Origin of the sequence: Stenotrophomonas rhizophila (assembly GCF_003651185.1) — a bacterium.
GTDB classification, from domain to species: Bacteria; Pseudomonadota; Gammaproteobacteria; order Xanthomonadales; family Xanthomonadaceae; genus Stenotrophomonas; species Stenotrophomonas maltophilia_Z.
This window is the reverse complement of sequence record NZ_RCDC01000004.1, coordinates 1,336,860-1,360,557: the sequence shown is the minus strand read 5'-3', so window position 1 is coordinate 1,360,557 and position 23,698 is coordinate 1,336,860. Positions and strand designations below refer to the sequence as shown.

Sequence of the window (23,698 nt, the reverse complement as noted above, 5' to 3'; positions counted from 1 at the left end):
TCGGTGCATCTGTCTGCAAGGAGGTCGCCGTGATGACGTCTGCATTGCCCGCGTTCGAAACGCATCAGGTGAGCAACCAGCCGCCACCGTTCGGAGGGCGCAATCTGTGGGCCGACGACGTCGCGCTGGCCGAGGCAGTACAGCGCGAAGGCGGCGCCGCGTTCGCGGGCCAGTTGGCGCGCTATGGCGATCTCGCCGGCGATGAGCTCTATCGGATCGGCTTCGATGCCAATCGCGATCGCCCGCGTCTGCGCACCCACGATGCACAGGGCCATCGCATCGATACCGTCGAGTTCCATCCGGCATACCACCAGCTGATGACGGCGGCGAAAACGCATGGCGTGGCCGGGCTGTCCTGGCACGATGGTCGCCCCGGTGCGCACGTGGCACGCGCGGCGTTGAGCTATCTGCATCACCAGGCCGAGGCGGGTACCAGTTGTCCGCTGACGATGACCCACGCTGCGGTCGCCGTGTTGCGCCAGGATCCGTCGCTCGCCGCCTGGGCGGACAAGGCGGCAGCGCCTCACTACGACCCGCGTGACGTACCGATTGCCGACAAGGCCGGGATCACCCTGGGTATGGGCATGACCGAGAAACAGGGCGGCTCGGACGTACGCAGCAACACCACGCGGGCCGAGCCCCAGGCCGATGGCAGCTATGCGTTGGTGGGCCATAAGTGGTTCTTCTCCGCGCCGATGTCCGATGGCTTCCTGGTGCTGGCGCAGGCGCCGGGCGGCCTGAGCTGTTTCCTCATGCCGCGGCGCCTGGCCGATGGCCACCGCAACGCGTTCCGTCTGATGCGCTTGAAAGACAAGCTTGGCGACTGGTCCAACGCCTCCAGCGAGGTGGAGCTGTGCGGGGCCTGGGCGCAGCGGGTGGGCGAGGAAGGGCGCGGGGTGGCGACCATCATCGGCATGGTCATGATGACGCGGCTGGACTGCATGCTCGGTGCCGCCGCCGAGATGCGCATGGCCCTGGCGCAGGCGCTGCATCACACCCGGCATCGCAGCAGCTTCGGCAAGCAGCTGAGCGAGCACCCGCTGATGGCCAACGTACTGGCGGATCTGGCGATCGAATCCGAAGCGGCCACGGTGTTTGCCCTGCGCGTGGCGCGGGCGGTGGATCAGGCCGGGACGGACTCGCAGCAGGCCGCATTCGCACGCATCACGACGGCGGTGGGCAAGTACTGGGTGTGCAAGCGCGCGGCCGTGTTCGTCAATGAAGCGCAGGAGTGCCTCGGCGGTGCCGGCTATGTGGAGGAGTCGATGCTGCCGCGGCTGTATCGTCAAGCGCCGTTGAATTCGATCTGGGAAGGCAGCGGCAACATCCAGTGCCTGGATGTGCTGCGTGCGCTGTCGCGCGAACCACAGGTGCTGCAGGCGCTGGACGCCGAGCTGGATGCGGTGGCCGGTGTGGATGCGATCTATGACGCGGCACTGCGGGCGTTACGCATGCAGCGTGCGGCAACGCCACAGGAAGCTCAGGCCCGCCGTATCACCGAACGCCTGGCGCTGGTCTTGCAGGCCGCGGTCCTGCTGGGCGCGCAGAGCCCGAACGCATCGGCCTTCGTCCGCTCGCGGCTGGGTGCCGAGCATGGGATGGCCTTCGGGACGTTGCCGGCCGACGTGGATTTCGCGGCCGTGCTGAGCCGCGCTCTGCCGTGAACGCGCCCCAATGAAAACGCCCCCTCCGGAGAGGGGGCGTTGGTCACACCCGAAGACGGCGTGAGGGAGCCGACTCAGCGCTTGGCTTCGTTGGCGTTCTTCTTGGCGTCGTCGGCAACGTCGCGTGCCTTGTCGGCGACTTTCTGCGCCGCGTCGGCGGTTGAGTCGCTGGCATGGGCGGCCGCATCCTTGGCGGCAACCTTGGCTTCGCCAGCGGCCTCGGAGGTCGCTGCGGCTGCGCGGTCGAGCGCCTGCTGGGTGTCGGCGGCGGCGCGCTCGGAGGCGGCAGCGGCATCGTCGGCGGCAGTGCGGGTGGCGGCAGCGGCCTTGTCCACGGCTTCGCGCGCGGCGGCATTGGTGCTGTCGGCAGCCTGGGCGGTATCACGGCGGGCCTGTTCGGCCTCCGGGCCCTTGCACGCGGCCAGGCCGAGCAGCAGGGAAGCAGCCAGCAGGGAGGTGGTCAGCGGACGGATCTTCATGTGGCGCTCCAGAACGGCGATGGATGGGAGGCCAGCCTATTCATGCGTCTGTGAAGAACCGGTGGGTGGCAGGATCTGCACAACCCGCGCCCAAAGAAAAAGCCGCTGGCGAACCAGCGGCTTCTTCAGACGTGCTTGAAGAAAGAAGTTATTACTTCTTGGCTTCTTCAGCAGCGTCCTTGGCCTTCTCGGCGGTGCCTTCGGCAGCCTTGGCAGCGTCAGCAGCCTGGTCGGCAGCAGCGTCGGTGGCAGCGCCGGCAGCCTGGGCAGCGGCATCAGCCGAAGCGTCAGCAGCGGTGGTGGCGGTGTCAGCAGCAGCCTGGGCAGCGTCAGCAGCCGGGGCGCCAGCAGCAGCGGCCTGGTCAGCAGCGGCCTGGGCGTCAGCGGCAGCTTCGTTGGCCGAAGCGGCGGCGTCAGCAGCCTGCTCCTGCTTCGAGCAGGCGGTCAGAGCCAGGCCCAGGGCCATCGCGATCAGCAGCTTGTTGATGCTCATTGTTGTGAATCCTCGTCGTTAGATTAGGCAACGCGCTATTGCGCGCCCGGCAACATGATGACAAGCCACGATTGGCTGTCAAGCGATCGCGCATTCAGTTTTGAGAAATGCGCGTTAAATCAAATCAAATCAATTCGATAGCGATGGCCGTGGCTTCGCCGCCGCCAATGCACAGGGTAGCAATTCCGCGCTTGGCGTCACGCTTGCGCAATGCGTTCACCAGCGTGACCACCAGCCGTGCACCGGACGCACCGATGGGATGACCCAATGCGCAGGCGCCGCCATTGACATTGACCTTGTCGTGCGGAATGCCCAGTTCGCGGATCGGCGCCATCGCGACCACGGCGAAGGCTTCGTTGATCTCGAACAGGTCCACCTGGTCCAGCGTCCAGCCGGTCTTTTCCAGCAGCTTCTGGATCGCACCGATGGGGGCGGTGGTGAACCATTCCGGCGCCTGGGAGTGGGTCGCATGGCCGACGATGCGGGCCAGCGGCTGCAGGCCGCGGGCGGCGGCATCCTCTTCGGACAGCAGCACCACGGCGGCAGCGCCGTCGGAGATGCTCGACGAACTGGCGGCGGTGACGGTGCCGTCCTTCTTGAACGCCGGGCGCAGGGTCGGGATCTTGGCGATGTCCGAGCGGCTCGGCTGCTCGTCCTGTGCGTATTCCACCTCACCCTTGCGCGTGCTGACCTTCACCGGGACGATCTCACCGTCGAAAGCGCCGTTGGCCTGGGCGGCCTGCGCACGGCGCACCGATTCGATGGCGAAGGCATCCTGGTCCTCGCGGCTGACCTGGTACTTCTCCACCGTGCACTCGGCGAACTCGCCCATGGCTTTGCCGTCATAGGCATTGACCAGGCCGTCGTGGGCCATGTGGTCGATCACCTGGAAGTTGCCGAAGCGGTTGCCGGTGCGCGAGTTGGGGATCATGTGCGGGGCGTTGGACATCGACTCCATGCCGCCGGCGACCACGATGCTGGCCGAGCCGGCCTTGATCAGGTCATGCCCCAGCATGATGGCCTTCATGCCCGAGCCGCACACCTTGTTGAGGGTGGTGGCGCCGGTGGAGACCGGAATCCCGGCGGCGATCGCGGCCTGGCGGGCCGGCGCCTGGCCGAGGTTGGCCGGCAGCACGCAGCCCATGATCACTTCGGAAACGTCCGCAGCCGGTACTCCGGACTGCTCCAGGGCCGCGGCGATCACGGTGGACCCCAGGGTCGGGGACGGCACGCCGTTGAACTGGCCCAGGAAGGAGCCGATGGCGGTGCGCTTGGCGGCGGCGATGACGATGTTGGACATGTGCAATCTCTTTGGTGCGTGAGCGAAGAGCGGAATGGGAACGCGGGCGTTGGAAGCCGACGCATTTCCCGGCAGACTGCGTGGGGGTCGGTCCAGTATAGAGGGTCGGCATTGACTGCCGGTGTCTGCCCGGGGGCAGGCAGGTGGGGAAGGTCCATTCACAAGGGGAGCAGGGATGAAGCAGGTTGTGATCGGCAGGTCGGCCTTGGCCGCGGCGTTGGCGTTGGCACTCAGTGCCTGCGGAGGCGGGGGCAGCAATGTCCGCGGGGATCTGGAGCCGTCGCCGCCTCCGACCCAGCCCCCGTCGCCGCCCCCCACCACGCCCCCGACGCCACCGCCGACCACGGCACCGCCGGCACAGCCGGCCTTCGATGCGCACCTGAGCATCATCCAGGCCGGCCCCGCGCAGGCGGCCGGCTGGACCGGCGCTGGCGTGCGCATCGGCGTAGTCGATTCAGGCGTCAACCGCAGCCATCCGGCGCTCAACGGGCGCGTCGTGGCCAGTTACACCTACGTCGATCCGCGGGTGAACAACCCCAACGTGGATGATGTGGTCGGGCATGGCACTGTGGTGTCCCAGTTGGCGGCCGGTCGCCGGGTGGGAAGCTGGCCAGGCGGTGTGGCGACGGATGCGCAGATCGTGTCGGCACGGATCATCGCCGACAAAAGCCCGGTCGATGATGGGTCCGGCAGCGGCAACCAGGTCAGCGGTGCGCTGGGCCTGGCGCCCGTGCACCAGGATCTGATCAATGCCGGCGTCAAGATCATGAACAACTCGTGGGGCGGCCTGTACTGGACCAATCCGGCCGCCACCGCGCCGATTGCCCAGGAGTACCGTCCTTTCATCATCGGCAATGGCGGCCTGGTGGTGTTCGCGACCGGCAACGAGAGCAAGGCCAATCCCTCCAGCATGGCGGCCCTGCCCAGCCAGCCGGGCACCGGCGGCAGCCTGCCGGCAGCGGATCTGGAGCGCGGGTGGCTCAGCGTGACCGCGGTCGATACCGCCGACCCGAGCAAGCTGGCCTCCTACGCCAACGCGTGCGGCGTGGCAGCACGCTATTGCCTTGCGGCCCCGGGCACCGCGGCGTACGTCGATCCGGCCAACACCGGCGGCACGCCCACGTACTACTACGGCTCGGGCACGTCCTATGCAGCGCCGCTGGTCTCCGGCGCGGCCGCGCTGGTGTGGCAGAAGTACCCGTACTTCACCAACGACCTGGTGCGTCAGACCCTGCTCGGCACGGCGACCGATCTCGGCGCGGGTGGCGTGGACAGCACCTTCGGCTATGGCCTGCTCAACATCGCCAAGGCGATCAACGGACCGGCCAGGCTGGACTGGGGCGATACGACGGTCAATGTCAGCACGCCGGGGCTGAATTCGGTATGGAGCAACGACATCAGCGGCAGTGGCGGACTGACCAAGCAGGGTACGGGTGCGTTGACCCTGGCCGGCGCCAATACCTACACCGGTGACACGTTCATCGAGCGCGGCACCCTTGCGTTGCGCGGCGGTGCGTCGCTGCGTTCCAACGTGCTCATCGTGCCGCAGGCAGGTGATCCCAACGCCGCGGCGCTGCAGTTCATGAACGGCACCACGCGGGTGGGCGGCAACGTGGACAACGGCGCCAGCGTGATGCTGCGCAGCGACAATATAGATGCTGTCATCGAAGGCAACTACATCCAGCGTGCCGGCGCGCAACTGGTCGTCGCACTGGGGGCCAACCCGCTCATGGTGAACGGCACCGCCACGCTGGCCGGCACGGTCCGTGTGGACAGCATCATCGCCGGTTACGTGCCCCGTGACGGACGCACGCAGCCACTGCTGCATGCCGATGGTGGGGTGGCCGGCACGTTCGCCAGCGTCACCAATGGGCTGACACCCGGCAGCCTGCTCCAGGCCAGCCTGCTGCACGCCAACAACGACGTCACCATGGTCATCGACCGCATCAGCGTGACCAGCGCCAGCCTCCAGGCCGGCCTGGGCGGCACGGCGCTGGCCTCGGCAGCGCGGGTCGAATCCGCGTTTGAAGTGCTGGATCGCAGCGGCGCGGCACTGGATGGGTTTGCCGACGGGGCCGGGAAGCTGCAGCAGGTGGATGGCGCCAGCGCCTTGCAGGCCAGCCTGGACAGCCTCTCCGGCAAGGCCCACGCCCTGGCCACGGCAGCGACCTTCGACAGCATCGACATGAACCGTCGTGCGCTGTCGGCACGGGTCGGTGATGTGCAGGCCGCGCCACGCCTGCGCGGTGCTTGGCAGAGCACGCTGGGCGAGGCGGGCCAGGGCAGTTTCGCCGGCAACGGCGTGGCGACCCGCGGCTGGATGATGGGCCAGGACATGGCATTGGGCAGCCACGGCATGCTCGGTTTCGCATTCGGTGAAACGCGCAGCTACGGCAGCCGCGCGTGGGGCAGTGACCGTGGTCGCGACCGTCAGTCGCAGGCGCAGGTGTATGCCGGCTGGGGCACGGGCCGCGCGTATGCGATGGGCCAGATCGGCGCCGGCCAGTTCACCCGTGAGATCGATCGCCAGTTGCTGCTCGGTGCCGGGCAGTACGGCGTCAATGCGCGCTATGGCGGCAGCTTCAGCGCGGCCAGCGTGGAGTCGGGCTACCGTTTCGGCAGTGCCACTGCCTCGCTGACGCCTTACCTGGGCGCCGAGTACGCCCGGGTGGACAGCGATGGTTTCAGTGAAACAGGCGGCATGGGCTTCGGGCTGCGCGCGCGCGATGCCGTGAGTACGCGCAGCCAGGCGTTGGCCGGCCTGCGCGCCGAGCGGCGCTGGGGCGGCTGGTCGCTGCGCGGCTATGCCGAATGGCAGCAGCATTTGTCCAGCGACGGCCTTTCGCTGGAGGCCAGCTTCGTCGGCGTCGAGGCCTGGGCGCCGGTAGCAGGGTTGCAGCCGGCCCGCTCGGGCGGGTTGTTCGGGCTCTCGCTGGAGTCGTGGTTGAACCGCAACAGCCGACTGGCGTTCGGGTACGACCAGCGCTTTGGGCCGCGCGGCGATCTGCGTCAGGTGCAGGTGCGCTATTCGGCTGGGTTCTAAACGCGGACCTGGCCGCGACGCAAAAAAAAAAAGAGGGCGCGATCGATGATCGCGCCCTCTTCGTTTGTCAGCGCAACGGCTCAGTTGCCGCGCAGGCTGCCCCGGCGCGGCGTGCTCCGGCCCAGCGGCATCTTCAGCTTGCCGATCGACAGGATGCGCGATTCGGCGATCTGGTCGGCGGCGCGCTGCGGGGCGATGCCCTCGCTCTGCGACAGCGCGAAGATGCGGCCGAGGTTGTGGTAGATGCTGCGGATCAGGCGCATCGCGCGCTCACGGTTGTAGCCGTCGATCTCCAGCGAGACGTTCATGACGCCCCCGGCGTTGACCGCGTAATCCGGTGCGTAGAGGATGCCGCGCGCGTGCAGCTCGTCGCCGACCTCCAGGCTGGAAAGCTGGTTGTTGGCGGTACCACAGACGATCTTGCACTTCAGGCGCGGCAGGGTATCCGGATTGATCGCGCCTTCCAGCGCGCAGGGCGCGAAGATGTCGGCGTTGACGTCGTAGATGTCTTCCGGCTTGACCGCCTCCGCACCGTATTCGGTGACAGCGCGGTCCACGCGCGTGCTGTCCAGGTCGCTGACGTACAGCTTGGCGCCACGATCGCGCAGCAGCTTCACCAGTTCCATGCCGATATGGCCCAGGCCCTGCACCGCGATGCTGGCCTTGCCCACTTCCTCATGGCCCAGCTTGTGCTGCATCGATGCCATCAGCGCCTGCAGCGCGCCGTACGCGGTGAACGGTGCCGGGTCGCCGGAGCCGCCGTGCACCTGGTGTACGCCGGTGACGTACTCGCTCTCCAGGTAAATATTTTCCATGTCGTTGACATCGGTGCCGACGTCCTCGGCGGTGATGTAGCGGCCACCCAGCGAATCGACATAACGGCCAAAAGCGCGGAACAGCACTTCAGTCTTGTCGCGCTTGGGGTCACCGATGATCACCGCTTTGCCACCACCCACGTTGAGGCCGGCCAGGGCGTTCTTGTAGGTCATGGTGCGGCTCAGGCGCAGCGCATCGGCCAAGGCCTCGTCGGTGCTGGCGTAGGGACGCATGCGCACACCGCCCAGGGCCGGGCCGAGGGTGGTGTTGTGGATGGCGATGATCGCCCTCAGACCGGCGTCGCGGCTGTGGCAGAACACCACTTGTTCGTGACCGGTGGTTTCGAGGGTTTCAAATAACATGGTGGCTCCGATGGTGCGAACGGTGGCGAACAGCGGCGAACGCGCCAGCAAAAGGTGGGTTGTAAAACAAAAAAAGCGACGTCGTCGGGTCTCGGACGGGTCGCGCGGCGCCATTCTAGTGCATTCCGACGGACGGTGTTGTCAGGGGTCTTGCGCACCACGGCCATTAAAGTTGCTGAAGCGCAGGCCGATGCCGTGGCAACGGTGTGGATGGCCGGTCATCGCAGGAAGGATCACGTGGGCGCAGTCGCAACAAGGCAAGTGCGGGACCCGGCGCGTCCAGGGCCATGGGCATGAACGGCGCGATGGTTGTCGGCGCCGCTGTGCTGGCGCTGCTTGGCATGGCCGCTGTGCTCGGTCACCGGCGTGCCGTGGTGGCCCGGGCGATGGCGCGTGGCGCCGCCACGCACGGGCGGGCCGCGGCGTTGCCGGTCGCCCCGGTAGCGCCGGGTACCGATCCGGTGGGGGTGCTGCAGGCCGGGCTGCATACGCTGGCACTGGTGCCGCGCAGTGGCGATGCCGCCGACGCGGCGGCCCCGCGCACCGTTGAACTGCGTGATGCCGTCACCGCATCGCTGCTGGCGCGGGACTGGTCGGCCAAACACCTGCCCCGCCGTCCGCAGCTGCTGCCGCAGCTGATCCAGACCGTCAACGACAGCGACGCCTCGGCGCGCGCAATGGCGGGGATCATCAGCCAGGACCCGGTGTTGACCGGCAATCTGCTGCGCATCGCCAACAGCCCGGTCTACCGGGTGCAGGCGCGCCCGGTGGAGACCCTGCAACGCGCGGTCACCCTGGTCGGTACCGATGGCATCCGCCAGATCATCAGCGCGGTGCTGGTGCAGCCGGTGATGCAACTGCAGTGCGATGCCTTTCCGCAGTTCAGCGCGGTGATCTGGGAGCATGCGCTGCTGGCCTCGCGCGCTGCCGCCGACCACGCACGCACCGTGACCCATGAAGATGGCTTCGCGGCGCAGTGGCTGGGCCTGACCCAGGGCCTGGGCGCGGCGCTGGTGATGCGCCATCTGCTCGATGCCTGCACGCAACAGGCGCTCGCCGCCCCGCCGCGTGCGCTGGCGGCCGATCTTCTCGACGGTTGGACCCTGCCGGTGGCCAGCCGCATCGCCGCGGCATGGGAGCTGCCCAAGGCCGTGCACGATGCCTTGATCCGCCAGAGTGGTAGTGGATTGGCGGCCAGCCTGCGCTTTGCGCGTGCGGCGGCGGCGGCCAGCCTGCTGTGCCGCCATGGCCAGATCGGTCAGGTCCAGGCGCTGGCGTTGCTGGAGCAACTGGACGACACGCCGCCGCATGCACTGCAGTGGATCTGGCGGCGCGTGCACGGGCGGGCCGTGGAAACGCTGGAGGGCGAAGAGGCCGAGCTGGACGTGGCCCAGGCCGGCTGAGCTAGAGCTGCGACTCCAGCGGCAGCCAGCTGATCGCGCGTGCGCTGGCCCGCAGCCAGAACCCGGTGTCCGGTTCGGTAGACAGCCAGTGCGGCGGCTGCGCATCCCGCTCCAGCCAACGCACGTCGCCGTCCGGTCCCAGGGCCACCCAGTAGCTCTGGCGTGGGCTGGCCAGGCGCAGGTATTCCCCGCGCAGCTGCGCGGCCAGCACCGGATCGTCGAACAGCACGCCCATCTCGGTGTTCAGATACGCCGAGCGAGGGTCCAGATTGAACGAGCCGACGAAGCCGCGCTGGTCGTCGATCATGAAGGCCTTGGTATGCAGGCTGGCGCCACTGCTGCCGAACAGGCCGCCGCCATCAACGTTGCCGCGCGATTTGAGCTCGTACAGCTGCACGCCACTGCGCAGCAACGGTGCCCGGTAGTGCATGTAACCGCTGTGCACGGCGGCCACGTCATTGGCGGCCAGGGAGTTGGTGATCACCCCGACCTGCGCGCCACGCGCCACCATCGCGCCCAGCCCCTCGGTGCCCTCCTCGCCGGGCACGAAGTAGGGCGAGATCAGCAAGGCTTTGTGCTGCGTGCTCTGCAGCTCCTGCACCAGGCGCGTCACCAGCCAGCCGGCCTGATCGTCGCGGCGGTGCTTCATCGGCGGGTCCGAGGCGATGGCCACGTGGTTTGACCAGTGCAGATCCAGCGCATCGCGGTAATACGATTTCTCCGCCTGCGAACGCGCCACGCGTTCCAGGTAGGGCTTGGCACTGTCCAGGCGCGCTTCGTGCTCGCTTTCGCGGATCAGCAGGCGCAGCTGCGGTTCGGTGTAGAACGCCAGCGCACGGATCGGCACGGCGGTATCGCTGTTCCAGTACTCGTCGAAGATCGTGTTGGCCTGCTGCACCGCTTCGCCGGCCACCAGCAGGTCCAGGTCGCGGAAGTTCACATCCGGGCGTGCGCTGAAATACTCCTCGCCGATGTTGCGGCCACCGACGATCGCCACGCGCCCATCGGCGATCCATGACTTGTTGTGCATCCGGTGGTTGACGCTGAAAACGCGCTGCACCATCTCGACCAGGCGCCAGAGCCCGCTGCGGTTGCGGAACGGGTTGTACAGGCGGATCTCGATGTTGGGGTGCGCATCGAGCGCCATCATCAGCGCGTCCTTGTCCTGCGCGTTCATGTCATCGAGCAGGATGCGTACCCGCACGCCGCGCTCGGCGGCGCGGTACAACTCGTTGGCCATGAGATGGCCGATGAGGTCGTCGTGCCAGATGTAGTACTGCAGGTCCAGGCTGCGCCCGGCGTGCTGGGTGATCACCGCGCGTGCGGCGTATGCGTCCAGCCCGTCGGACAGGAAGGCCACACCGGTCTGGCCGGGGTGCTCGGCCTGCAGGCGGACCAGCTCGCGATCGATCGGGGTCTGGTCGGCCTGCGTGGGCAGCACCGTCGAACGCTCGCCCACGGCCTGCGGGGTGAGGTGATCGGCCAGCAGCAGGCCGCTGAGGACCAGCAGGATCAGCAGGGCGACAACGATCCCCAGCCAGCGCAGCAGCCGGCGCCAGAACGGTTTTTTCTCGGTCATGCCCCGATCGTAAGCGGCCGGGGCGTGCAGGGCGAGTGCTGGCGCGGTTTAGAAACGCTCGTCCGGCGCCAGGTAACGCCACTGGCCCGGGACCAGCTTGCCCATCGCCACGCGGCCGATGCGCAGGCGGCGGATGCTGATGACCTCCAGCCCGACCTGGGCGCACATGTCGCGCAGCTGGCCCGGATGCACCGGCTTGATCGCAAAGCGCAGGCGGGTTTCGTTCTGCCAGCTCACCTTGCACGGTGGCAACGGCCAGCTGCGGAAGCTCAGGCCGTGCGCGAGGCGCTTCATGCCGTAGGGCGCCAGCTCGCCACTGACTTCCACCAGGTATTCCTGCTCCAGCGTTGCGCCGCGATCCTTCAGGTGCGAGATCACGCGCCCGTCCTGACTGACCACCACCAGGCCGCTCTCGTCATCGGACAGCGGCATCACCAGCTGCAGGGCGTGGAAATGCCGCTGCAGCAGGGTCACACCGGTGGCGTCGAGTTCACTGCGGCTTTCCGGGGTCACCAGGGCGCACAGTTCGTCCGAGCGCATGCCGGCCGGCTTGTGCAGCAGCATGCTCACGGTCTCGGTGCGGGTTGCCTCTGCGTTCTCGCGCAGTACGATGTCCTCGTCGGTGACCATCGTCTGCGGCTGTTCGACCACCTGGCCGTTGACGGTCACCCAGCCGCCCTCGATGTAGCGCTGGGCGTCGCCACGGGAGCAGCCGATCAGGCTGGTCAGGCGTTTGTCGAGTCGGATCGGGTCGGTCATGGGGCAGGCAACATAAAACGGGAAGCGGGCGGGGAGTGTACTGGCTGGGGCCCGGCGCTGCGCGATGAGGGTCGCTGCGGCTCAGGCCGGCGTGCGTTCCAGGTGGGTCAGGTACAGGCGCAGATCGAACTCCAGCTGGTGGTAGTCCGCTTCCATGTGGGTACACAGCTGGTAGAAGGCCTTGTTGTGGTCCGATTCCTTCAGGTGGGCCAGTTCATGCACCACGATCATCTTCAGGAACGGGGCCGGCGCCTCGCGGAACACCGTGGCGATGCGGATCTCTCGGCTGGCCTTGAGCCGGCTGCCCTGCACCCGCGAGACCGTGGTGTGCGTGCCCAGCGCGTGCTTGAGGACCTGCAGCCTGCTGTCGTAGATCACCTTGGACAGCGGCGCGGACTGGCGCAGGTAGCGCTCTTTCAGGCCCTGGGTGTAGTCGTAGAGCTGGCGGTCGTTGCGGACGGTATGCAGTTCGGCATAGCGGCGCTCCAGCCACGGCCCCAGCCGGTCGCCCGCGATCAGCTCGCGCACCTGCTGCTGCAGGGCGTCGGGATAGCCGGCGAGGTACTTCAGGGCGGTCATGCGGGCGGTTGGGGCGGGGCGGGCAGACCAGTATGATGGCCCCCGGAATCCCGCAACAACAGATGCTAGGCGTATGGCGAAGGCAAATCCCCTGCAGGAGCAGCTGCTCAAGGCTGGGCTGGTCAAGAAATCCCAGGTCTCCCAGGCCGCCCGTGAACAGGTGAAAGCCCGTCACGGCAAGGCCCCCGTCGCGCCCAGCGACAGCCAGCGCGAGGCCGAGCGCCTGCGTGCGGAAAAGGCTGAACGCGATCGTGCGCTGGAAGCCGAGCGCAAGGCCAAGGCCCACGCCCAGGAGCTGCAGGCCCAGGTCCGCCAGATCGTCGAGGCGCACAAGGTCAAGCGTGAAGGCGAGAGCGAGTACCGCTTCAACGACGGCACCGTGATCCGCACCCTGCTGGTCAACAACGTGCTGCGCCGCCAGCTGGCCTCGGGCAGCCTGGTGATCGTGCGCCATCGCGACGGTTTCGAACTGCTGCCGCGGGCTGCGGCCGAGAAGGTCCGCGAGCGCGATGCCAGTGTGATCGTGCTCGACAACGCCCAGCCCGGCAGCGAACCGAGCACCGGCAACGCCGAGGACGATGCGTACTACGCCCAGTTCCAGGTGCCGGACGACCTGGTCTGGTAAGCCACGTCTGAAGCGTTCACCCGGCGCCGCGGGCGTTCAGCCCTACGTTGGCTGGGCGCGGTGGACGGGGTCTATGCTGGTGGCCTGACACCGGCATGGGAGACACATCATGGCGACAGGTTGGGCTGGCGACGGTGCCGTCCAGGATCAGATCGACGCCACCGTCGATGAAGCCATCCAGCGGGCACGCGCGCAGCTGCGCGACGGCCCCGGTTTGACCCACTGCGAGCATTGCGACGCGCCCATTCCCGAGGCGCGGCGGAAGGCCGTACCCGGCGTACGCCTGTGCGTGCGCTGCCAGGAAGAAGAGGACGCCGCCCAGCAGGAGGGCAGCGGCTACAACCGCCGCGGCAGCAAGGACAGCCAGCTGCGCTAGGTATCGATCCTGCGCCCGGGCATTGCCTGGCCGATGGCGGCGGGACTCAGCCGTCCCCTTGAATCCCGCCCGGCGCCTGCGAAGGATCGCGCCAACGGCGCACGGTGCGTTGGAAGAACATGTTGTTGGGCATCTGCAGCACCGTGCCTTCATGCCCGCTGCCGGTTTCCTGCAATGTGGTGTAGATCAGGTTGATGTCGATCACGCGGCCCTTGAGTCCAGGCTTCTCACCGTTCTCCAGCAGCTCGATGTAATCGTGCAGGCGGAACGGCCGCGTGGTGAAGATCAGCAGCGTGCAGAAGATGTTGGACAGCACGCTCCACGCCGCGAAGAACGCCACCGCGCCGACCGCGGCGAACCCGGTGAAAGCGGTCCAAAGTACCGTTGCCGAGACGCCCACGATGTTGAGCACGATCAGCAGCACGGTGAAATACACCACGAAGGTGAACACCCGGCGCGCGCCCATGATCATTTCCGGCGGGAGTGTGTAGTGCTCACCGACGCGGCGGATGAGCCGCCGGGCAACCAGCCGCAGCAGCCAGGCCACCAGCAGGGTCACCAGAATCTGCAGGGCAGGGACCCCGTAGTGCAGCCATTCGTGGGTCCAGGCGGGCAGATGGTCTTTCATGGGGGAGGAATTCCTTTGCAGCGTTAGTGCCGATCCCGCCATGGTAATGCCGATGCGCCTCACCGCATCGTGGTGCCGGCTTACTCCGGCTTCCTGCCGTACACATCGAACACAGCGATCATCGCCGAGGCACACAGCGGCGCGTTCTGCGCGTACTGCACACAGACATCGGGTGCTTCAGACCTCAACGTGACCTGGATCTGCAGCGGGCTCCACGGCAGCGTGCAGCCGGTGGCCAGCGAGAGCAGCAGGGCCAGGCAACTGGAAGACATGGGAATACTCCTTGGCGGGGGCCGGTAGTGACATGGGATTGGATGCAGCGCCGGCCAGGAAGGTTTAAAGACCGCAGAAATAATCCGCCTTGCCGCACGCGTGCCACACGCGAGTCCCGTAGCGGCCGGTAGGCCCCTGGGCAAAATCAAGGAGGAGGTCGTCGCCTTAAGGCGGCGGCCGGGCGACATTTGCCGAGGGGCCTGCCGGTTGCTACGGGGCCCTCACGCTCGCAGCAGCCCCAAGCGGAGGCACCTGAAAAGAAAGTCAGAACGGGCTTAAACCTTTTCCATGCCCCCCGCATCCAACGGATATGCTCGACACGACCATGCCCGCCTCCAGCGCCACGACCCAGGCCGACGCCGCCGATGACCACGCCCTGGTGCGTGCCGCGGCGGCCGGCGACGTGACCGCGTACGAACGCATCTACCGACGGCATTCGCCGCGTGTATACGCCGTGCTGTGGCGGCTGTGCGGCGGCCACGCGGCCCGCGCCGAGGATGCCCTGCAGGAGGCCTTCCTGCAGGCATGGCGCGCCCTGCCGGGCTTCCGTTTCGAAAGCAGCCTGGGCACCTGGCTGCACCGCCTGGGCGTGAATGCAGCGCTGATGGAACTGCGCGCCAACGCCACCGGCGATGCGCGCGATGCCGGTGAGGAGGGCTGGGAGTCGCTGGCCATGCTGCCCGCCCAGGACCGCTGCGCCGGCACCTCGATGGACCTGGAGCGCGCGTTGGAAACACTGCCGCCACGGGCCCGCGCGGTCCTGGTCCTGCATGACATCGAAGGGTGGAAACACCAGGAAATCGCCGACCAGCTGCAGATGGCCGTCGGCAGTTCCAAAGCACAGCTGCACCGTGCGCGCGGCCTGCTGCGTGCACGCCTAGGAGAAACCGCATGACCCCCCATGATTCCGATCACGACGAACTGTCCGCTCACGACGAGCTGAGTGCACGCCTGCGCGCCCTGCCAACCGAGCGCGTCCCGCCGGCACGGGTGTGGCAGGGCATTGCCGCGCAGCTGCCAGGCCAGGCCCAGGCCCAGGCCCAGGCCCCGGCCCCGGCCCCGGCGGTTGCGGTGGCAACGCTGCCGACACGCCGCCGGCGGCAACGCTGGCCGCTGCGCATCGGGCTCGGCCTGGCCGCCGCGCTGGCGCTGCTGATGGTGGTGCCGACGCCGGTCCCGCACACGCCGGCACCATCGCTGCTGCAACGCCAGGCCGATGCGATGGCCGGTGAATACCAGCAGGCCATTGCAGCTCTGCCCAGTGCCGATCTCACCGATGAGTGGCGCCCGGCCCTGCATGAACTCGACGCCAGCGCGGACAACATCCGCGCGGCCATCGCTGAAAATCCCCGCTCGCGCTATCTGCTCGGGCAACTGCAGCGTACCTACGCGCTGCGGCTGGAACTCACCCAGCAGGCGGTGCTGTCCGCCGGCCTGCCCACTTGAAGGAGAACCCCATGCGCATTCCTCTGTCCCTGATCGCCGCCCTGGCCCTGTGCCTGCCGCTGGTTGCCCAGGCCGCCACCAACGTCAATGAGCGCCACCCACTGGGGGCCGGCGGCCGCGTGGAGATCAGCAACATCGCCGGCAAAGTGACCGTGCGCGGCTGGGACCGCAGCGACGTGGCGCTGACCGGTTCGATGGCCGATGGGCTCACCCTCAAGCAGGACAAGAGCAGCAACCGGGTGCGCTGGGAAGTGGAGTACCCGCGTGGCCGCAGCAACGGCGGGGCGACCCTGGAGCTGCGCGTGCCGCGTTCGGTGGAAGTGCAGCTGGGCACCATCAGCGCCGACATCGACGTCGCCGACATCGACGTGCGCCGCCTGCAGGCCAACAGTGTCAGCGGCAGCATCACCGCGGCCGGGCGCAGTGGCGAGACCACGTTGAACACGGTCAGTGGTGGCATCCGCTCGCAGCTGCAGACCGCACGCCTGGATGCGCGCACGGTCAGTGGCCAGTTGCTGGCCGGCGGTGGGGCGTCAGGGGAAGTGGCGGCCGAATCGGTTTCCGGCCGGGTCAACGTCAATGCCGGGCGGATCCAGCGGCTGGCGGTGGAAACCGTCTCGGGCAGCCTGGACGTGAGCGCGACCGGCATGGCGCCGGGCGGCAAGGTGACGATGCAGACGGTCAGCGGTTCGGTCGCGCTGAAGCTGCCGGCCACTGTCTCGGCGCAGTTGAACGTCAAGACGTTCAGCGGTGGCATCCAGTCCGACGCCGGGCAGGTGGAAAAGCCGCGTTATGGCCCGGGCAGCAGCCTGGATGCGCGTCTGGGGTCGGGCGATGGGGATATTTCGATCAACTCCCATTCCGGGAGCGTGCGGGTCAGCCTGGGCCGCTGAGTGCGGCCACCGCACCGGCCAATGCCGGTGCGGTCGGCAGCAACGTCAGCCGGCTTTCTTCAGCGCCAGGGTATTGCCCAGCACTTCGATCTTGCCGCCACCTTTACGGAAGGCAGCCAGATCCGCAGCGATGCTCTGGCTGCTGACGGCGGAGTTGGACCCTTGCTTGCGGTCGACGCGAACGGTGTTGCTTGCCTTGGGGGAGGTCTTTGGCGTACGAGCCATGGATGCTCCTGCTATGGATGAAGCGTGGAAGAAAACGTCGACAGATCCTGCTGTTGTCGACGGTAGTCCTGCCGCACGAGGCGGCAATCATCGCCGCCCATGTCGAACTGACGGCAGATCGCGGGTCGCTGCGAGTAGATCGTGCAGCGCAGGTGATACGGGTCGATCGCAGCGCACCAGCCTTCTTCGTTGCGTGCCATCACCGTGCCGCCACGCGCATCGGTGTCCAGCAGGTAACCGGGCACGTTGTCGTCAGGCATGACGGTGACGGTGAGCCGACAGCACACCGCGTCGCAACGACGGCAATCGATGGGGTCGGGCTCGGACGATGTAAGAAGTGCAGCCAGGCGTTCGCCCAATCTGAGTGTCTCTTGGCGGCTCGGGGTGCAGCAGGCTGTGAACGAGCCGGATCACAGCGATGAGCGATCCCGGCACCGCGGACAGGTCCGGACGGTGGCAGCATCGAAGAGGACGGTGGCCTGGGAGGCCCGGAAGATGGTGCTTGTTGCGTCAAGCGCATTGCGCTTTGAAGCCGAAAGATGATAGCGCTTTCGGCGTAACGTTTTGTTAATAAGGCCGTTCACGCCTCTTCAGGCCTTGCGGGGCAAGGCCTGGCGCTGCCGGTGGATCAGTTGGCGGCGGCCAATGCCAGCCCGTGCACCACACCGAAGGACGGATTTCCGCGAACCAGGGTCGAGCCCGGGAACGCGTTGGCCACGGCCTGCTGCAGGTAGCCGGCGCGCGACATGCCGCCGGTCAGGAACACCGCTGCCGGGTCGTGGCCGATGTCGCTGCGCACCTGCTCCAGCAGGGCGGTCAGCTCGCCCAGATACCCGCCGGCGGCGGTCTCCAGCCGCGAGGCATCGATCTGCATCTGCAGGCCGCGCTCGATGAAGTCCAGCGCGCTGTCGTGGCTGGCCACGCTGCTGAGGGCGATCTTGCAGCGCTCGACTTCACGATACAGGCGCGCGGTATTGCCGGTGTCCTGCAGGGCGGTCAGGCGCGGGCCGAACGGCGCGTCCACATCACGGTAGGTGTGCTGGCGGAAATCACGCTGGCGGGTCATGTCCTGCACCATCGCCGCTTCTACATAGTGGTGCGCCGGCACGCGGGTGATGCCGCGGCCGAACAACGGCATGTAGCCGCCCAGACTCAGCGCCAGATCGATATCGGTACCGCCACGGGCGATACCCCAGGCGCGGTGGATGGTCGGGGCCTGGCCGCCGCCCACGCGCGCATGGGCGACATCGGTGGTACCACCGCCGATATCCACCACCACCGCGTCATGCTCCTGCGGGCTCTCGGCGTGGTAATGCATCGCGGCGGCCGCCGGCTCTTCGAGGAAATCGATGCTGTCGAAGCCGGCTGCGATCGCCGCACCGTGCAGGATCTCCAGCGCCTGCGCGTTGCCGGCCTCGCCGATCGAGCTGCGGAACTGGACCGGGCGGCCCAGCGTGGCGGTGCGGATCGGCGTGTCCAGCTGGCGCGAGGCGGTCAGGCGGATGTGCTCGAGGATGTGCGTGGCGATGCCGGCGATGGTCTGGCGCGCACGCGGGTGCAGGTTGTAGCCGAGCATCGACTTGGGGCTCTGCACCAGGTTGCCTTCGTTCTCTTCGAAGTAGGCCTCCAGCGCGTCATCGCCGTAGACCGCGTTCTGCAGCAGGGTGGTGGAGCTGAGCGGGGCGCGCATCTGCTCTTCCATCCACTGCCGGCGCACCACGCGCAGGGCCTCGCGGCGCAGTGCATCGGGGGTACGCTCCTGGCCGGCGGCGCGGGCATCGCGCGCGGCCGCGTCGACCAGCCGGGCCAGATCGTGTTCCAGCGCCGGGGTCAGTTCGAAGTCGTTCGGGTCGCGCATCACCTCGGGGAAATACACCGTGGTGCGGAACTGTTCGGCCTGGCCGAACTGGATCGGCACGACCTTGCCGTCGATCACCACGGCGGCGGCGGAGTTGCTGGTGCCAAAGTCGATGCCGAGTTTCATGCGGGGGCCGGGCCGGTGGTCAGGGGGCGCGCACTTTGCGGCAACGGGACCGCCGACGCAAGGGCAGCAGGTAACGGGCGGTTACACTAACGGCCGTTTCGTAACCGAAGAGCTGTCGATGTCCGCCATTCCCGCCTGCCCGCAGTGCACCCTGGAAAACACCTATGCCGATGGCGCGCTTTTCATCTGCGCGGATTGCGGCCACGAGTGGGCGGCCGGTGACGGTGGCGGCGAGGCCCTGGTGGTACGCGACAGCAACGGCAACGTGCTGGCCGCCGGCGACACCGTGACCGTGATCAAGGACCTGAAGGTGAAGGGCTCCTCGATCCCGCTCAAGCAGGGCACCGTGATCCGCAATATCCGCCTGGTCGAGGACGATGCCGAGCACATCGAAGGCAACTCGGAAAAGATCAAGGGCCTGGTCCTGAAGACCTGCTTCCTCAAGAAGGCCTGAGCCGGCTCAGTTGGCGTTGGTGCCGCGCTGGCGCCAGCGCTGCAGGCTGTCCAGCTTGGCCTGGTAGCGGGATCTGAGGGCGTCGCCGTTTTCGCCGGCCAGATCCCGTGCGCGCTGCATTTCGATCGAGGCCCGGCGCGCATCGCCGGCCAGGAAGTAGCTCCGGGCCAGCGCGAAGTGGAAGGGATGGGCGGTCTCGTAGAGGCGGACGGCCCGGCGGTAGAAACGCACCGCCGCGGCGTAGTCCCGGCGCTGCTCGGCCTGGGCGCCGAACATGTACTGGGCGAAGGGATCGTCGCGCTGTACGCGCGCCAGCCGGCTGGCCAGCAGGCCGGCCTGCCGGGTGTCGCCCGTGCGCCGGTACAGCGCGCTGGCATTGCTCAGGCTGGCGCCATGCCGCGGTTGCAGGCGCAGGGCGGTTCCATAGTCCCTGCGGGCCTGGTCCAGCTTGCCCATGCGCGCATCCAGAACGCCCAGGTTGTTCCAGGCGGCCACGAAGTCCGGCGCCATGCCCAGCGCGGCGCGGAAGTAGGCGCGCGCGCCCCCGGTATCGCCGGCGGCCATGCGGTCGGCCCCGCGGTTGTTGTAGAAATGCGCCAGCGTGCGTTGCCGGTTGATGCGCTGCGGGCCGAGGCGGTCATACAGCACGCTGTGGTCCAGATCGACCGTGCCGCTGCGCCCGTCCAGCACGATGCCCGCGTTGACGTGGCCCACGCTGTAGATCACCCCGGAGGCCTGGTACCAGCTCACCACCTGCGCCACTTCCTGGACATGCGCATCGATGCCGGCGAGGTTGGCAAGGGTGACGAACAGCAGGGTGAACGAGAGGCAGTTGGCGCGCCGCGTCTGCCACGTTTCACCGATCGTATGGGTCGCGTCGGGGTCGTAGGCCAGGTGCAGCCCGTGTTCGTCGAAGATCATCTCGACCAGCCGCTGCAGGCGGCGCTCGCGCGCGTAGCCCGGATCGATGACCCGTTCGTGCAGCAGGGCGAGCAGCGGGGCGGGCACCTCAAGGATCTGCGCCGGCGTGGGCAGTGCGGTGGCGCTTGGCTCAGCTGCGGCCGGCGGCGCCGTGTCGGCCGCCCAGACCGGCGTAGCGGCCACGGCCATCCACGCGATCAGGAAGAGTCTGCATGCGGTCATCGCCGTCACCTCGCGAGGCGTTGGGTCCGTCCACGCCAGTCTAGGCGCGTCGTCGGGCGCCGGCATGCCGTTCATCGGCCGATCGCGCCATCCACAGGGGATGTGGATCAGCGGTCGACAAACATGTGGATAACCGGACGCACCCACTGCGCGGCAACGGTTCTGTGAAGGTGGTCAAAAAAGCACCGCCCGGCTTGCCAGCGTCGCTGCGACGGCCAATCATGCGTGCATGCACGTCGAACCGATTCCGCTGCCCGCCGGGCAGCTTGCCGCGCTGGAAACCGCCTACGCCCTGCCGCCGCGGGCGTATCACAACTGGTCGCACGTCCAGGCCGTCCTGCAGCACTGCCGCACGGTTGCCGAGGCCGGTCCGGGCTGGGTCAGGCCGCGTGAGGTGCACCTGGCCGCGCTCTATCACGACGCCATCTACGACGCGGGCCGGGGCGACAACGAAGCGCGCTCGGCCGACATGGCACGCCAGGCCATCGCACGGTGGCTGCCGGAGGCCGGGATCGATGCGACGCGGGTGGTCGAGCTGATCGAACTGACCGCCCGCCACAGCAAGCTCGCGCCTGGCGACGTCGACCCGGAGGCGGCGCTGTTCCTGGATTGCGACATGGCCATTCTGGGGGCGCCGGCGGCGGTGTTCGATGCGTACGACCGCGGCATCGCCGAGGAGTACGCCGGGCACGTGCCGGGCTTCCTGTTCCGGCTCAACCGCCGGCGCTTTCTCAAGCAGGTGCTGGCGCAACCGCGGATCTTCCTGAGCGACTTCTTCCACCAGCGGCTGGATGCGGCCGCGCGCGACAATCTGCGCCGGCGGGTTGAGCGCTGAACCACGCCCGCTACACTGTGCGCGCTGTTTTCCCTACGTGTGTGGCCATGTCCGTGTCCGTTCCAGATCCCGATCCGCGTCCGCAGCCGCCGGAAGAGCCCGGCCCCAACGAGTGCTGCGGCAGCGGCTGCCCGCTGTGCGTGCTGGATCTGTACAGCGATGAGCTGCAGCGCTATCGCGCCGCGCTGGCCGCCTGGAAGGAGCGTCACCCCGAGTCCACCGACTGACCCCAGGAGCTGGAGATGTCGCGTCCCCTGCCATGCCCTTCCCGCTGGCCCGCGCAGCATCACGGACGTGCCGCCCTGACCACGCTGATGGCGCTGGGGCTGTTCATCGCTACCGCGCTGTGGACGCAATGGGCACGCGATGACCTGGACTGGGTGCAGGCCACCCTGAGCCTGTACCTGCATGGCCCGTGGGGGCTGGCATTGCGCACCGCTTACTGCCTGCTGGCGCTGGCGATCATGCTGCTGGCCGTCTCCCTGCATGCCAACAGTCGCTCGCCGCGACGCAGTGCAGCGGCCCCCCTGCTGTTCTGGGTAGCCGCGCTGGGCCTGATGGGCGTGGCGATCGGCGACAGCTGGCTGCCCGAGCGCGCGCCGCTGCTGGCACCGCTGGTGCACGGGCTGTCGGCCAATACCGCGTTCCTGTGCGTGAGTGTGGCGATGCTGCTGCAGAGCTGGTATCTACGTGCCGATCCGCGCTGGCGCGGCTGGGCCGGGCCGGTCTGGTGGTGGGCCTGGCTGTGCTTCGTGCTGCTGTGGCTGCACGTGCTGTGGCGCGGCCCGCCGCGCGGCGCCGGGCAGAAGCTGGTGATCGCCGTGGTGCTGGTGTGGCTGGTCTCGGTGGCCTGGCAGCTGTGGCGGCAGGCGCGTCGCGACGCGCGCTGAGCGTCCGGCCACGGTCTGTACATGCCCTTGGCGGAGCAGGGGCGTATCGTTGGCACACTAGTCATGGGATGCGCGACGATGCGGCGAGCCGGTTGGGGGATGATGCTGGGTGTGGTGCTGGCGGGGATGTCCGGACAGGCGCTGGCCGCGCCGCCGCCGCTCAGTCACGGTCGTTTCGAGAACGTGCCGGTGTACCTCCCGGACGGTCACCCGCAGCGGGTGGTGGTGTGGTTCGACGGCACTGCCGGCCACCCCGACAGCCAGCAGCGTATCGATGCGCTGCGTGCCGAAGGCGCGCTGGTTGCCCAGGTCGATGTCGCGCATCTGCGCCAGGTGCTGGCCCGCGAGAAGAGCGGTGATTGCGCCTTCGGTGCCGGCGATGTGGAGAATTTCTCGCGCTGGTTCCAGGCCTATCTGCACGTGCCGGGCTACCACCTGCCGCTGATCGGCGGCGATGGCGAGGGCGCGGCGCTGGCGTACGCGGTGGCCGCCGAGGCCGATACCCAGGTATTCGCTGGACTGCTTACCACCGGCTTCTGCCCCTCGGGCGTGCGCGAGCGCAAGGTCTGCGGCGCCGGCAGCAGCCACGGCCGCCTGCAGCCGGCGGAACTGAATTTCCCGTGGTTGAACGCTGCCGGCGATGTGCATTGCCCGGCCGGCGAGTCGGCCGCATTCGTGCGCAAGGTCGGCATGGGGCGCCAGTTCGAGCGCACCGCGCGGGGCGACGCGTTGCCCGGCCTGCTGGCCGCGGCCAAGGTGATCGGCGCGCAGAAGGGCGTCAGCCTGGCGCCGCCGCCGGATGACCTCAAGGGCCTGCCGGTGGTCGATGTGCCGTCGAGCAAGCCGGGCGACACCTTCGCCATCTTCGTCTCCGGCGATGGCGGCTGGGCCGGGCTGGACAAGGAAGTGGCCGCGTCGCTGAGCGAGGCCGGGGTGCCGGTGGTCGGGGTGGATTCGCTGCGTTACTTCTGGACCGCACGCACGCCTGAGGGCTTCGCCCGCGATCTGGAGCGCATCGCCACCCACTACAGCCGCCAGTGGCAGCGCCGCAACGTGGTGCTGGTCGGTTTCTCGCAGGGCGCCGATGTGCTGCCGGCGGCAATCAATCAGCTGTCACCGGCTACCCGGGAATCGGTCTCGATGATCGCGCTGCTCTCGGTGGGCAAGACTGCCGACTATGAGTTCCATGTCAGCAACTGGCTCGGCGGCGGTGGCGATGGCCTGCCGATCGCGCCGGAGGTGGCCAAGCTGCCTGCCGGCAAAACGTTGTGCGTCTTCGGCGAAGACGATGGCGACGCGCTGTGCCCGTCGCTTCCGGCCGGTGGCAATGCGCAGGTCATCAAGCTCCCCGGCGACCATCACTTCAAGGGCGATTACGACCGCCTCGCCGATACCATCGTCCAGCATCTGCCGGCACGCTGAGCGCCTGCGGTCTCTGCCGGCACAGAC

26 protein-coding genes are annotated in these 23,698 nt (G+C 68.0%); 13 read left to right on the top strand and 13 right to left on the bottom strand.

All coding sequences use genetic code 11. The features are described from left to right. Positions 1–32 precede the first annotated feature (32 nt). Positions 33–1,664: an isovaleryl-CoA dehydrogenase gene (locus BCL79_RS06150; protein ID WP_121038706.1), complete on the top strand. Its 1,632-nt coding sequence runs from the start codon at positions 33–35 to the stop codon at positions 1,662–1,664. Between the two features lie 74 nt (positions 1,665–1,738). Here BCL79_RS06150 and BCL79_RS06145 read toward each other — a convergent pair whose 3' ends face one another. From BCL79_RS06145 to BCL79_RS06135, 3 genes are all read right to left on the bottom strand, one after another. Next, positions 1,739–2,143, bottom strand: a complete 405-nt coding sequence (locus BCL79_RS06145) for a hypothetical protein (protein ID WP_121038703.1) — start codon at positions 2,141–2,143, stop codon at positions 1,739–1,741. 151 nt (positions 2,144–2,294) lie between these two features. Further along, the gene (locus BCL79_RS06140) at positions 2,295–2,636 is read right to left on the bottom strand and encodes a hypothetical protein (RefSeq protein WP_088434503.1); all 342 of its coding nucleotides are present in this window, start codon (positions 2,634–2,636) and stop codon (positions 2,295–2,297) included. Positions 2,637–2,760: 124 nt separating this feature from the next. Beyond that, on the bottom strand, positions 2,761–3,936 hold the full coding sequence (locus BCL79_RS06135; protein ID WP_121038700.1) for a thiolase family protein: 1,176 nt from the start codon (positions 3,934–3,936) through the stop codon (positions 2,761–2,763). A gap of 175 nt (positions 3,937–4,111) precedes the next feature. On the opposite strand from BCL79_RS06135, the gene BCL79_RS06130 reads away from it, so the two are divergent. Beyond that, positions 4,112–6,979: a S8 family serine peptidase gene (locus tag BCL79_RS06130; RefSeq protein WP_121038697.1), complete on the top strand. Its 2,868-nt coding sequence runs from the start codon at positions 4,112–4,114 to the stop codon at positions 6,977–6,979. An 80-nt stretch (positions 6,980–7,059) separates the two neighbouring features. Here the strand turns inward: BCL79_RS06130 and BCL79_RS06125 are convergent, their stop codons facing one another. Continuing rightward, positions 7,060–8,157 carry a Glu/Leu/Phe/Val dehydrogenase dimerization domain-containing protein gene (locus tag BCL79_RS06125; RefSeq protein ID WP_121041184.1) on the bottom strand — a complete coding sequence of 366 codons (1,098 nt, stop codon included), beginning with the start codon at positions 8,155–8,157 and terminating at the stop codon, positions 7,060–7,062. A gap of 341 nt (positions 8,158–8,498) precedes the next feature. Here BCL79_RS06125 and BCL79_RS06120 point away from each other — a divergent pair, with 341 nt between their 5' ends. Continuing rightward, positions 8,499–9,560, top strand: coding sequence for an HDOD domain-containing protein (locus BCL79_RS06120; protein WP_121041182.1), 1,062 nt, complete (start codon positions 8,499–8,501; stop codon positions 9,558–9,560). A 1-nt stretch (position 9,561) separates the two neighbouring features. On the opposite strand, the gene BCL79_RS06115 is transcribed toward BCL79_RS06120, so the two are convergent. From BCL79_RS06115 to BCL79_RS06105, 3 genes are all read right to left on the bottom strand, one after another. Then, complete coding sequence (locus tag BCL79_RS06115) at positions 9,562–11,139, bottom strand: phospholipase D family protein (protein ID WP_121038694.1); 1,578 nt, start codon at positions 11,137–11,139, stop codon at positions 9,562–9,564. Positions 11,140–11,187: 48 nt separating this feature from the next. Then, positions 11,188–11,898, bottom strand: coding sequence for an rRNA pseudouridine synthase (locus tag BCL79_RS06110; RefSeq protein WP_121038691.1), 711 nt, complete (start codon positions 11,896–11,898; stop codon positions 11,188–11,190). 81 nt (positions 11,899–11,979) lie between these two features. Then, on the bottom strand, positions 11,980–12,477 hold the full coding sequence (locus tag BCL79_RS06105; protein WP_121038688.1) for a M48 family metallopeptidase: 498 nt from the start codon (positions 12,475–12,477) through the stop codon (positions 11,980–11,982). 73 nt (positions 12,478–12,550) lie between these two features. On the opposite strand from BCL79_RS06105, the gene BCL79_RS06100 reads away from it, so the two are divergent. Continuing rightward, positions 12,551–13,102 carry a DUF2058 domain-containing protein gene (locus BCL79_RS06100; protein ID WP_121038685.1) on the top strand — a complete coding sequence of 184 codons (552 nt, stop codon included), beginning with the start codon at positions 12,551–12,553 and terminating at the stop codon, positions 13,100–13,102. Positions 13,103–13,211: 109 nt separating this feature from the next. Beyond that, entirely contained in the window at positions 13,212–13,478 is a 267-nt protein-coding gene (locus BCL79_RS06095; RefSeq protein ID WP_121038682.1) for a DksA/TraR family C4-type zinc finger protein, read from the top strand. Between the two features lie 46 nt (positions 13,479–13,524). Here BCL79_RS06095 and BCL79_RS06090 read toward each other — a convergent pair whose 3' ends face one another. Both BCL79_RS06090 and BCL79_RS06085 read right to left on the bottom strand, forming a co-directional pair. Next, positions 13,525–14,106, bottom strand: a complete 582-nt coding sequence (locus tag BCL79_RS06090) for a mechanosensitive ion channel family protein (RefSeq protein WP_121038679.1) — start codon at positions 14,104–14,106, stop codon at positions 13,525–13,527. A gap of 80 nt (positions 14,107–14,186) precedes the next feature. Next, positions 14,187–14,378, bottom strand: coding sequence for a hypothetical protein (locus BCL79_RS06085; protein ID WP_121038676.1), 192 nt, complete (start codon positions 14,376–14,378; stop codon positions 14,187–14,189). A 311-nt stretch (positions 14,379–14,689) separates the two neighbouring features. Between BCL79_RS06085 and BCL79_RS06080 the strand changes: the two genes are divergently transcribed. Genes BCL79_RS06080 through BCL79_RS06070 form a run of 3 tightly spaced genes read left to right on the top strand, consistent with a single transcriptional unit; the run spans position 14,690 to position 16,718 of the window. After that, the gene (locus BCL79_RS06080) at positions 14,690–15,274 is read left to right on the top strand and encodes an RNA polymerase sigma factor (protein WP_121038673.1); all 585 of its coding nucleotides are present in this window, start codon (positions 14,690–14,692) and stop codon (positions 15,272–15,274) included. After that, positions 15,271–15,825 (top strand): hypothetical protein, encoded by a 555-nt coding sequence (locus tag BCL79_RS06075; RefSeq protein WP_121038670.1) that lies wholly within the window; start codon positions 15,271–15,273, stop codon positions 15,823–15,825. The genes BCL79_RS06080 and BCL79_RS06075 overlap by 4 nt, the downstream gene beginning before the upstream one ends. 11 nt (positions 15,826–15,836) lie before the next feature. After that, positions 15,837–16,718 (top strand): DUF4097 family beta strand repeat-containing protein, encoded by an 882-nt coding sequence (locus BCL79_RS06070; RefSeq protein WP_121038667.1) that lies wholly within the window; start codon positions 15,837–15,839, stop codon positions 16,716–16,718. Between the two features lie 45 nt (positions 16,719–16,763). Here BCL79_RS06070 and BCL79_RS06065 read toward each other — a convergent pair whose 3' ends face one another. The 3 genes from BCL79_RS06065 to BCL79_RS06055 all read right to left on the bottom strand — a co-directional run bounded on the left by BCL79_RS06065 (position 16,764) and on the right by BCL79_RS06055 (position 18,927). Beyond that, positions 16,764–16,943 (bottom strand): hypothetical protein, encoded by a 180-nt coding sequence (locus tag BCL79_RS06065; protein ID WP_019183415.1) that lies wholly within the window; start codon positions 16,941–16,943, stop codon positions 16,764–16,766. Between the two features lie 11 nt (positions 16,944–16,954). Continuing rightward, on the bottom strand, positions 16,955–17,254 hold the full coding sequence (locus BCL79_RS06060; protein ID WP_080114834.1) for a YkgJ family cysteine cluster protein: 300 nt from the start codon (positions 17,252–17,254) through the stop codon (positions 16,955–16,957). A gap of 317 nt (positions 17,255–17,571) precedes the next feature. Continuing rightward, positions 17,572–18,927: an Hsp70 family protein gene (locus BCL79_RS06055; protein WP_121038664.1), complete on the bottom strand. Its 1,356-nt coding sequence runs from the start codon at positions 18,925–18,927 to the stop codon at positions 17,572–17,574. A 118-nt stretch (positions 18,928–19,045) separates the two neighbouring features. On the opposite strand from BCL79_RS06055, the gene BCL79_RS06050 reads away from it, so the two are divergent. After that, positions 19,046–19,381: a zinc ribbon domain-containing protein YjdM gene (locus BCL79_RS06050; RefSeq protein WP_019183411.1), complete on the top strand. Its 336-nt coding sequence runs from the start codon at positions 19,046–19,048 to the stop codon at positions 19,379–19,381. Positions 19,382–19,387: 6 nt separating this feature from the next. On the opposite strand, the gene BCL79_RS06045 is transcribed toward BCL79_RS06050, so the two are convergent. Next, complete coding sequence (locus BCL79_RS06045; protein ID WP_121038661.1) at positions 19,388–20,524, bottom strand: tetratricopeptide repeat protein; 1,137 nt, start codon at positions 20,522–20,524, stop codon at positions 19,388–19,390. 229 nt (positions 20,525–20,753) lie between these two features. Here BCL79_RS06045 and BCL79_RS06040 point away from each other — a divergent pair, with 229 nt between their 5' ends. The 4 genes from BCL79_RS06040 (at position 20,754) to BCL79_RS06025 (ending at position 23,671) form a co-directional block, all read left to right on the top strand. Beyond that, positions 20,754–21,359, top strand: a complete 606-nt coding sequence (locus tag BCL79_RS06040) for an HD domain-containing protein (RefSeq protein WP_121038657.1) — start codon at positions 20,754–20,756, stop codon at positions 21,357–21,359. 47 nt (positions 21,360–21,406) lie between these two features. After that, positions 21,407–21,586 carry an oxidoreductase-like domain-containing protein gene (locus BCL79_RS06035; RefSeq protein WP_121038654.1) on the top strand — a complete coding sequence of 60 codons (180 nt, stop codon included), beginning with the start codon at positions 21,407–21,409 and terminating at the stop codon, positions 21,584–21,586. Positions 21,587–21,601: 15 nt separating this feature from the next. Further along, positions 21,602–22,249: a DUF998 domain-containing protein gene (locus BCL79_RS06030; RefSeq protein WP_183073682.1), complete on the top strand. Its 648-nt coding sequence runs from the start codon at positions 21,602–21,604 to the stop codon at positions 22,247–22,249. Between the two features lie 78 nt (positions 22,250–22,327). After that, positions 22,328–23,671: a virulence factor family protein gene (locus BCL79_RS06025; protein ID WP_121038650.1), complete on the top strand. Its 1,344-nt coding sequence runs from the start codon at positions 22,328–22,330 to the stop codon at positions 23,669–23,671. The last annotated feature ends 27 nt before the right edge of the window (positions 23,672–23,698 follow it).